Below are 11666 nucleotides of genomic sequence, written 5' to 3' on the forward strand. Positions count from 1 at the left end.
GGGGACTTCCTTGATTTGGTTAAACTCTTACCTTTTCCACCTGTCACTTATCTGTTTTCATTATCATAATTGTATCCTAACATATGCCCATCTTTACATCAAGACAAGAAAGTGTACTATCGAAGCCTCTTATGCTCAACAAAAAAAGAGCGCCCTCGCGGAACGCTCTTTTTCAGTCTGTTTTACTGTTTTTTATTTTCTTTTCGTTTTTCTGCGTACAGTAATCGTTATTGCTCCAGTTCCTGTGGAAAGAATCAAAATTGTGATCCATAACATCATTCTGGCATTATCATCTGTGCGTACGGCTTCCCCGGCGGTTTTCTTATCCGCTTCGGTTTTGCCTGACGCTGATGTCTTATTAACATTTTCTGCCTTTGTTTCATTAGAACCAGATATCTTATCCACGTTTTCCGGCTTTGTTCCGTCAGAACCAGATGGCTTATCCGAAGTATCCGGCTTTGATTCACCCGGCACGGATATCTTATCTACTTCCTCTGTTTTTGTTGCGCCACAACGCTCACAGAGATAAGTGCGGATACCTGTTTTTTCTGCTGTCGGCTTAATAGTGATCACTCCCACGCCCCAGCTATGTCCAGCTGCCGGAATCGTCTGCTCATCCTTTACTGCACTACAGGTTTTACAATGAATGGATTTCATACCTTCATCCTCGCAGGTTGGCTTCTGATCCACAGTATAATCAGCCTCCCAATCGTGGTCTTCCAGTGTAACAACCACAGATTCTGCTGTGGACCGATTTCCGTTTGCATCCTCTGCCACAAGCAACAGGAACATTCCATTTTCGGTACGGATTGTCTGAATCACCGGATTGCCATTTTCATCATAAACCGGCATTCCTTCTTCATCCATCACCATCTGATTATAGGTCAGATCAAGCTGTCCGGAATAAGAAAATCTGCCGTTTTCATCCGCAGTGGCAACCTGTTTCAAATTTCCCTCCCAGTCTACATCATCAAGGCAAACCGTTCCATTCGGTTCTGTCATACCTGTAATCGTATAGTCTCCGGTATCCTTATTCGCATATACCACTGTCTGATCCAGGCTGAGCATCGGTGCGGTATCATCCTTTTCCACAAGCAGATATTTTGTTGTAATATCTGTGTAAGTACCTTTATTCACTGCTGCATCAATGCGGAACATCACGGAGCCTGTAATATCTGTATTATCAATGTTCCAATAGCCATCATATGCAGCATCTATTACCTGATCGGTATCCATTCTTGTCAGTGTATAGGTAACATTTTCATTTTCCTGATTGGTCACTTGCAGATACCAGCGGTTGTTATTTCCTGCACCTGCCACACAGGAGAATACGCCATTTTCTTCTGTGACATCGTGAGAAGTATAATTACCGCTTCCTCTTGATGTTTCCATCTCCGCTTTCAGCGTCAGTGGTGTGTATTTTGGTAATACAGCATCGTTTGATTTTGTCTCCTCGCTGTAAACAAACGCATTTGCAATCTTTTCACCCGTTTCATCGGTCAGATAATTGTATGCCTGTACACCGATCTTATAATTCTGACCTGCTTTCAGATCTGAGGTAGTTGTATTGCCGGAAGTATTCTGATTCTCATCAATCGCATCACCATTTACAGTCAATGCCATATCCAGTGTAAATGTACCGGTAGCAGTATCATAAGAAACACCGTCAATTTTGGAATCTTTGATATCAGCTGCATCATAGCTGTAATTCTTTCCGGTGTCAACAAAACTTCCGCCCTTCTCCTGATAAATCGTTACTCTGTAACCGTCAGCGTTTGCCACCTCACTCCAGGATCCTTCCATGATCTCATTTCCGATCGGCTGGATTGCTGCTGTCGCAGGTGCCTCCGGCTGTGCAGTATTCTGATAATGAATCTGACCTAAGGCCACTGTATCAACAGGAAGAAGCACTTCATCCTTTTCCGTACTTCCATCTTCATTTTCAATCATGATCTCATTTTTGCTTAAAAGACTTACAGTCACATAATAATCACCGGTAGCAACCATAGTTCCCCGATTCGGTATCTGCGCGGATATATTAGCCGGATCTGTAATATCCTGATATTCGATGGCATACTGTCCCTTACCGCTTTCCTCGCCGAAATATGTTGCCAGCACATATTTTGCATCCGCATCCGGATTTTCTACTTTTCCACTGACCGTCTGTCCGTTCAGGCTCGCAGAAAGACTGTCAAATGGCATAGATGCGTTCAGATTCAGATTGAACTCTGCCACATCACTGGTTACTGTCCACTGATCACCAACGGATGCATTTTTTCCCAGGCCGACCAGAACACAGTCTTTTCCAGCCGCATTCTGTGTTGCAAATACATTGATTTCTGACTCATTGGTAATTTCATCTTCCTCATTATAGGAAGGTAGTGTCAATGCAAGATTGCTGCCACCTTTGGAAACCGTCAGGCTCTCTGCAAATGCCTGCATATCTGTGCCATCCGCAGGTGTCACCATCATAACAACCGTAGCATCTTTTGATAATGACTGTCCCTCATTTCCGGTAAGTTCAATATTCTTACTGTAAACACTGTTGGTACTTACCGCATTTTGCAATGCCACATCAGCAACGGATGTTACATTTGCACCAAGCATATCCATATTTGCATCCATGACTGCCACTGCATCATTTTCATTGTATTCTGCACTGTAACCTTCCGGCTTGTGATCTTCCCACTTCCATTCCGGCAGATCTTTCCAGAATCCAACGGTTTTGATACCAGCATCATTTTCCGGGAATATGTACCAAAGGCGATAAGATGCAATTCCCCAGTCGGCTTCTTTCTTGGCACCGCCGTAAATTTTAAAATTCTTGAATGCAGAATTTACAGCACCATTAAAGTTCGTTCCTCTGACCGGTACCACCGTACTTGCACCAAGGAAAAAATCAAAACTTGTAGATCCAAGTTTGACACCACCGATCAACGGCCATCCTGACGGTGCATGCAGACTTCCTTTCACACCACCGTTCATATCCGCATTTACATAGACACTGGTCGGATTCTTATAGCTGTTCATTCCGGAGAACACACTTGCACTTAAGTCTCCCGAAGCCCGGATTACCTTGGAATTCTGCGGAACACTTGCATGGACACTTGCAGCACCAAAAGCTTTCAGACCGGTGTAGTCTGTGCCCTTATAATTGCGCGTTTCTCCCTGAACACCTTCTTCGATGGTAAAATCATCAATCAGATTCAGCTTTTTAAAAATTTTGACCTCATCGCTTTCCAGCTTAAAGTAAGCCGGTCCAAAGGTATAGGTTGCTTTTCCTTCCAGTGTATTCAAAATTTCGCCTTTCCCTGTAATGGAAAGGTTCAACGGCGGAATTGCAAAGAAATCTCCGTTAAGGGAATCTGCCAGATTATTAAATCCACCACCGGCACCGGTTATATTTGCCACTACCACAGGTGGCACCAGTGGCACCTTGGCAACACTTGATCCTGCATAGAAGTAAAGCTTATTTGGCATAAGTGAACCTGTCAGGTTAGATCTCTTCAATTCCAGTTCCGCCTCACTCTCAAAGAGATCAAACACATTCAGTTCCATAGTGAAATGATACCTTGGCTGGAAGGTATCAATTTCGCCTTCCAGACTTGCCATATCCAGTCCAAGCATTTCTGTCGTATCAATTTTTCCGGTTGCACGAATACCGTTTACCTTAAAATCTTTCCCCTGGTAACCATATCCAAGCTCCTGCATGGTAAACTCAGCACCTCTAAAAATCTGAAATTCTGCATTTCCTTCAAAACTAATATTGCCATCCACTTTCACGTTCGCTTTTTCCACACTGATCTCTGTACCCGGAATATTGGTCGTCATCATCGCATCATTCGAATTCGGATCCATCGTCACGATCAGACCATTTTCTCCCGATGCAATCGTAAGATTCTTCTGTGCAGCATCTTTTGGCTGATAAAACTTAAATGTCGGGGTATTCAGATTTACATTGCTTGTCTCAAAACTTCCATCCTTGCCAACAGAAAAACTTCCACCGGCGCCGGTCCAGACTGCAGTAATGGATTTTGACAACGCTGCCACACCGTTTGTAAATACATAGCGGTCATTTTCTTCATGAAAATTTCCACGAATTGCCGCGATCTTTGTTCCGTAAGTCTTTGCATTTGCATCCAGCTCACTTTCACTGGATGCCGGAACTGCCTGATAACCATCCTTATTTTTATAAATACCAAGATGTCTGGCAGACTGACTTACCGTGATCGTATCATTCGGTGTAAATGTATCATCTTTTTCGGTATAGAGATCCCGGTATCCCCAAAGCATGTTACTGTGCTGATATGAAATCTCTTTTCCCATGAGATTCAGGTTGAGTTCCAATGTCACATCGCCACTTTTTGTTGCAGAAAAATACTCCGGCAGTGAATCTGTGTAATCACCTGTTCCATCATGCCCTGTCACATAACCTGTATACAGTGAGGAAGTTGCCACAAAAGGATTGGCCCAGGAATATCCTTTTGTAAAAAGTTCTGTGATGCCTTCTCCGGAACTGCCATAGCCGCTATTAGGACTGTGATACCATCCAAAAGATGTTTTTACATGCAGCAGATCTGCCACCACGGCACTCTCTGAATGCTGATAACCGGATTCCGAATTTCCGGTGGCATTGCTCATGTATACAGACGCACCAGTGGAAACATTCTCATGTCCCATTTTATTAAAACCATTCAGTTTCGTACAAAATTGCAGATTCAGGTCATCGCCATACGCCAGACCATCTTTATTCTTATACTCGACATCAACATCTGCTTTTACACCGTAAGTTCTTCCGTTATCAGCATCATCCTCTGTAAGCATACCGGCAGTCGTGTAGCCGGTTGTCTTACCTTCGTCCAGTTTGACGATCCGGTAAGTCGTCGTTACTTCATAGGTACGCTGATATCTCGATGTTACCTGTTTATACGGTTTAAACTCATATTTTACTGTAATACTATTTTTGTCTGCAGTTACACTCCTGCTGGAAACAGATATCTTTTCTGAATTTGCGACAAAATATGGATACTGGTATATTTTTTTGTTAAATACCATGTCATATGCCTCTTTTGCAGATGCTTTTGTTCTTGCAGGCACAGTTACCAGATAACCACCGCCAAAATTTATTTTCGAACTCTGCACAAAATACAGACGAATATGATCATTCTCGATCCAGGTAACATCATAATTCCGGTATGTTCCTTTATTGTTTGTTACCTCCTCTGTTTCTGAACGAACGGATCCGACGATGGCATATGCATCCATCGGTACAAAACACGCAAGCACACATACCGCAAGCAGTATACTCAAAAATTTCTTTATCATAGACTCATCCCCTTTCTTTCGTGTCGCCATATAAATTCTTTTTCCGGTCAGATTTATATAGCCATATTTTACCAAAGGAACTGATCCTTTCACATGCCCATTTCAGGAGAAAAAAGTGCCTATTGACAAAAAAAGAAAAGATACTGACATCTGATACAAATTTATTTATCTGCATCTGATCTCAATATCTTTTCTGTATACTCAAATATTCATAGGTAAAATGGATTATTTTGCTACGATGTTGATGATTCTGCCTGGAACATAGATCTCTTTAATCACATTTCCTGTCAGTTTATCGCCAAGTGCTGCCTTACCTGCTGCGATGGCATCCTCTTTGCTTACGTCAGCCGGAAGTGTAACAACACATTTTGTCTTTCCATTAATCTGTACAGCAAGCTCTTTCTCGTCATCTTTCATAGCATTCTCATCGTATGTCGGCCAAGTCTCATGGAAGACAGAATCCTCATGACCAAGCTGACTCCACAGTTCTTCGCTGATATGTGGTGCAAACGGTGCCATCAGAACAACAAATGTCTCTAATGTCTTTTTATCTACACCGCCCTTTTTCGCCATATCGATGAGTTTGTTATTGTACTCCATGAATCCGGAAATAACGGTATTCAGGCTGAAGCTCTCCAGACGTGTGGTGATATCGTAAACCAGTTTGTTACGAACTTTTACCAGCTCTTTTGTCTCTTTGACATCAGCATCCTTGTTATCCAGAATCAGTTTCCAGAAACGTGTGATGAAACGGTATACACCATCAATTCCTCTATCATCCCATTCAGAATCCAGTTCTGGCGGTCCTACGAACAGCTCGTAAAGTCGCAGAGAATCACAGCCGTAATCACGAACCAGATCATCCGGTGAGATTACATTTCCTTTCGATTTACTCATCTTGATACCGTTTTTACCGGTGATCATACCCTGGTTGAACAGTTTATGGAACGGTTCGTCAAAGTCGATCACACCGATATCGCACAGGAATTTTGTATAGAATCTGGAGTAAAGCAGATGCAGTACTGCATGCTCAACACCACCGATATACATATCAACCGGCAGATATTTGTCTGCTTTTTCTCTGGAAACCAGTTCTTTCTCATTTTTGTTATCTACATAACGAAGGAAATACCAGGAAGATCCTGCCCACTGCGGCATGGTATTTGTCTCACGTTTTGCAGGTTTTCCACAGCACGGGCAGGTTGTGTTTACCCAGTCTGTAATGTCTGCCAGCGGAGATTCACCGGTACCTGTCGGCTGATAGGACTCAACTTCCGGCAGTAACAGCGGAAGTTCTTCTTCCGGAACCGGAACAGGTCCACAATCCGGACAATGAACGATCGGGATCGGCTCGCCCCAGTAACGCTGACGGGAGAATACCCAGTCTCTCAGTTTGTAGTTTGTGGTAGCTTTACCAATGCCTCTCTCCTCGATGATGTGTGGAGCTTCTTTCTTCAAAACAGAAGATTCCATTCCGTTCCACTCGCCGGAGTTGATCATAGTACCTTTTGCTTCGGTATAAGCCTCTGTCATATTCTCGATCTCTTTGCCATCTTTTGCGATAACCTGAATGATCGGAATATTGAATTTGGTTGCGAACTCGAAGTCACGGTCATCATGAGCCGGTACACACATGATCGCACCTGTACCGTAGTCAGCTAATACATAATCAGACAGCCAGATTGGTACTTTTGCACCATTGATCGGGTTGATCGCATAACTTCCGGTAAATACACCTGTTTTCTCTTTGTCCTGCAGACGGTCTACAGAAGATTTCAGAGAAGACTGGTAAATATAATCTTCTACTGCTGCTCTTGTCTCATCGTTTGCAAGCTCTTTTGCCATTGCATGCTCCGGAGCCAGAACAAGGAATGTCGCACCATGTAAGGTATCCGGTCTTGTGGTGTATACAGTGATCTCTTTGTCTGTATCCTCAACCTTAAAGTTAACTTCTGCACCGTGGCTCTTTCCGATCCAGTCCGTCTGCATCTTTTTAACTTTCTCCGGCCAGTCAAGTTTGTCAAGATCATCTAACAGACGATCAGCGTATGCTGTGATCTTTAACATCCACTGATTCAGGTTTTTCTTGGTAACATCAGCGCCGCAACGCTCACATTTACCATTTACAACTTCCTCGTTTGCAAGACCTGTCTTACAGGACGGACACCAGTTGATCGGCATCTCTTTCTGATAAGCAAGACCTGCTTTGAACATTTTTACAAAAATCCACTGCGTCCATTTATAGAAGTTCGGGTCGGTTGTGTTTACTTCCATGTCCCAGTCATAAACAGCAGCGATCTCTTTGATCTGGCGTTTGATATTTGCAATATTCTCTGCTGTGGATTTCTCCGGATGTACGCCCATCTTGATTGCGTAGTTCTCAGCCGGAAGTCCGAATGCATCCCATCCCATCGGATGAATCAGATAATATCCGTTCAGCATTTTATACCTGCTCCATACATCGGAGATAACGTATCCTCTCCAGTGTCCTACATGCAGACCATTGCCTGACGGGTATGGAAACATATCCAGACAGTAGTATTTCGGTTTCTTACCATCATTTACATTAACCGGGTGTTCTTCCCAGATTTTGCGCCATTTCTGTTCAATCTCTCTGTGATTGTACGGTACAGCCATTTTCATTCCTCCTAACAGATTGTCCCTCTTTCTCTTTCGTGGACATAGTCTGTAGAAATTTTAACACAACCACTGCATTTGTCAAGGTTTCCGCTAATCTAACCATCAAAAAAAGAACAGAAATACCGAAATTCATATTTATTTTTTTACTGCCACACGACAGTTTTTTTTATAACATGCAATTCCATATTTCAAAATCGTACGCATTCCATCTTCCTTTAATCTGGCTTCATATGATTTTTCCTCAATCTGCCCAAGTGCTTTTTTGCATGCCGCATCCAGATTTCCGTCTTCTGCATATTTCATTTCAATCACGATACCCACGCGACAGTCAAATGCCTCAATCAATATATCACTATAACCGATACCGGATTCCACATTGGATTTCACGATCCAATTATCCATAAACCCAAATAATCCAAGTAAAATGCCGTGATAAAAATTTTCTTTTCGATTCTTCGAAACAGCAGTGTCACGAATACTGATTGTATTCCAGAGATAATCCCCAAAAATCTTTTCTACCTGAGATTCATCTCCCCTCAACATTGCCGCTGCAAAATCATCTAAAGTTGTTCTGTCTCTTCCAACAGAGTCCTTAAACCATTCCCGAATCTGTGTAATAAACAATTCCCGAATTTCTCTGTTCGGAATAGCCAAACGATAGCATCTGCCGTCAACCCTGCCGCGCTGAGTCAGATAGCCGGTTGTAAAAAGTACGCTCCACAGATTATCAATGGTCTTATCAAGTTCATCATAAGTAAGTTCCTGACGAATTTCTTTTACAATCTCTTCACCGGCAATCAATTGCTCAATTTCAGACTTTGTCTGCATATTTGCTTTATCAATAAACCGACGTACAATGCCATTTCCACTTGTATTTGACCAGTAGTCTTCCGGGAACGCGTCTGAATCAACGCGCAAATCCCTACAATGATTGATCACGTCCCAAGGGCAATATACCAAAATATTTCCAAACAGATACCCATCATACCATTGTTTCATTTGCTCATAATGTTCTGAAAGTCCATAATATGCCAGCATTTCCTTCACTTCCTCATCTGTGAAGCCAAAACATTCATCAAATTGAGGACTCATAACCGACAATACATTAAAATTATTTAAACCAGTAAATATACTTTCTTTGGCAATACGCAGACAACCAGTCAAAACGGCAAACTGCAGAAAATCATTTGTTTTCAATGCCAGGCCAAACATAGCCCGGATCAATGACACCATTTCTCTGTAATAACCATTCTGGAAAGCCTTATCCAGCGGAACATCATATTCATCAATCAAAATAACAGTTTTTATTCCATGATGCTTATATAGAAGCTCTGACAATATCTGCAAAGAAGAGATAAGGATATCTTCACTCATTACATACTTGCCATCCTGCATAGCAATCATTGCACGGTATATATTTTTGTCTTCCTCTGTCAAATTATCACTATCTAATAAAAACATAAATCGTCTGGCTTCTTTCCCTACCAAATCACAAAGTCGGTATTTTGCACTTTCAAAATTTAATCCTTCCACACTTTTCAGTGAAAGAAAAATTACCGGAAATTTTCCCATATACTGTTCACATAATTTTTCATTTTGTGAAATATAGAGACCATCAAATAATGTCTTGTCTGTTCCAACTTCAAAAAAATACCGAATCATACTCATATTCAATGTTTTTCCAAAACGCCGTGGTCTGGTAAAAAGATTCACTTTTCCCCACTCTTCCAGCAATTGTTCAATTAATTTTGTTTTGTCCACATAGTAAAAACCTGATTTTCTGATTTCTTCAAAATTTTCTAATCCAATTGGTAATTTTAATTTTTCAGTCATTTCTGCCCCCTACATCTTTGTAGTATCAAACGCTTTTTATAAAGTCTGCACTATTTTTATCTTCTTCTAAAAATCATGTACAAAATCTTTTCTGCTTGTTTTGTTGTAGTTTGAAATTCAAGCATTAAGAAATTCTGTCGATCATTTTAGAATAAAGACTGGCTTCCGCCTGTTAAAAAGAAAAATAGAACACTAAATGCTTACACAAAGTGTAGCATCTGCGTTCTATTCCGTCAATGACGATTGAATTAATTTTATAATATTTTTATGGTGTCGACACCTTATCCACAACCATTCTAAGATCATAAAAAATAAACAGCCAATTTAACATCCCACTTTATGACTCTTCCCCATTTACAAGCTTCATTGCTTCCTTAACCGGATCTTCATCAAGTACATATAGATAACTATCTACCCAGAAATTAAGCGCTTACAAAAAAAGAACAGAAATCCATGATTTACGAACTCTGTCCCTCTGCCTTATTCTTTTTTCGTATTTTGTTATCTCGGCGAACCACCATATTACATAGGATACATCCAACCATACAGCCAAACGCATTGTGAATCATATCATCCCATTCAAACAGTCCGCGCAGGAAAATAAGCTGACTGATCTCAATACAGGCGGATACACAGATTCCTGCCAGAAACGCCTGCCAGGGATGGACTTTTTTCTTTACCATCAATGGCAGCAACACTCCCATCGGCATCAATAACATACAATTCAGCAAATCTTCCTGTAACAAGGACTGATCATGGTGACTGATCACTTCCCACCAGGACCAGAACGGAATCAGTTCGTATTGTCTGGTTCCTACAGACCTTGTAAAAACGGTAGATCCATATACAATTCCAAGAAATACAAGCAATGACAATCCTGATGCTACCTGAATTTTATTTATTTTTCCACAGCGGACTGCACACACACAACAAAACAACACTATCATAAAAATACTGCCAAACACCAGGATTTCCTGACCGGACCACATTCTGTTATGTGTTATAAAAATCTGATAAATGTCCAATCACAGTTCCTCCAATAAATATAATTAGCATCATTATTGTCTGCACCGGATGATCAATTAATAAAGAAATTTCAAAACATACCATACGCTTCGATTTTTACTTTACGTTTCCGCTACTAAAAATCATCTACTTTCTTCCATCTCTCAATCAGCAAGCTTTTCTGAAATCCAATAAATTTCACCGATTCCTCATCAAAAATTCTTCCGGCAGCACATAACAATTATCTCTCAAATAATACATATAATCCACGGCATATTTCTGACTACCAGTCTCATAAAACAAAAAAATCACTTCATCTTCTGTTTCCTTATAGAACCGTGGATTCTCCAGTGGATACCGAACCCCAACCCGAAACCCTTGTAACATACCAGAAATCTGATTTGAAACTCCTGTTCCAAACTCATCTTCCAGCACTACAATCCCAGACAACATTCGTTTATAAAACTCTTTTAACGTTTCTTCATAGTGTCCCAACGTTATTAGCCCATATACTTGTCCTTTTATCAAATTAAGAATTATAGAATATAAATACTCCACTGCAGCTCTGGATATTTCAAGTTGAAATACTGTATTTCTGTTGGAATAACTAAAAATATATTCCTGCGGACCTATGGTCACACCACTCAAATTATGTTGCATAGCATTTCTCATCAGTTTCAGTATTCGATAGCAATTCTTTTGTATCTTTTCCATATCTGTGCTTTCTGGCTGAGTATTCCAATGCAATAGTGCATGCTTTCCAAAGATTCAGAGCACTCTTTTCCGGAAAAATAGTGCATATCTTTCCGGAGCATGATTATTCCGGGGCTCTTTGAGCCACCTGTCCGGACTTTGAGAGCCAC

General features: G+C 41.1%; 6 protein-coding genes. All 6 read right to left on the bottom strand.

Features of this window, described 5'->3' with window-relative positions:
* Window positions 1–192: 192 nt before the first annotated feature.
* Window positions 193–5325 (bottom strand): hypothetical protein, encoded by a 5133-nt coding sequence (locus tag LG34_RS01295; protein ID WP_146190161.1) that lies wholly within the window; start codon window positions 5323–5325, stop codon window positions 193–195.
* A 225-nt stretch (window positions 5326–5550) separates the two neighbouring features.
* A complete protein-coding gene (gene leuS / locus LG34_RS01300; RefSeq protein ID WP_109214518.1) occupies window positions 5551–7962 on the bottom strand; it encodes a leucine--tRNA ligase in 2412 nt (803 codons plus the stop codon).
* 138 nt (window positions 7963–8100) lie between these two features.
* On the bottom strand, window positions 8101–9798 hold the full coding sequence (locus LG34_RS01305) for an AAA family ATPase (protein WP_109214519.1): 1698 nt from the start codon (window positions 9796–9798) through the stop codon (window positions 8101–8103).
* A 458-nt stretch (window positions 9799–10256) separates the two neighbouring features.
* Window positions 10257–10823, bottom strand: a complete 567-nt coding sequence (locus LG34_RS01310) for a VanZ family protein (protein WP_242979766.1) — start codon at window positions 10821–10823, stop codon at window positions 10257–10259.
* Between the two features lie 178 nt (window positions 10824–11001).
* Window positions 11002–11517: a hypothetical protein gene (locus tag LG34_RS01315; RefSeq protein ID WP_109214520.1), complete on the bottom strand. Its 516-nt coding sequence runs from the start codon at window positions 11515–11517 to the stop codon at window positions 11002–11004.
* Window positions 11481–11666 (bottom strand): hypothetical protein (locus tag LG34_RS16905; protein ID WP_207657008.1); only part of this gene is annotated, 186 nt, incomplete at its 5' end. The genes LG34_RS16905 and LG34_RS01315, both read right to left, overlap by 37 nt.

Source organism: Eubacterium ramulus (genome assembly GCF_003122485.1).
Lineage (GTDB): Bacteria > Bacillota > Clostridia > Lachnospirales > Lachnospiraceae > Eubacterium_I > Eubacterium_I ramulus_A.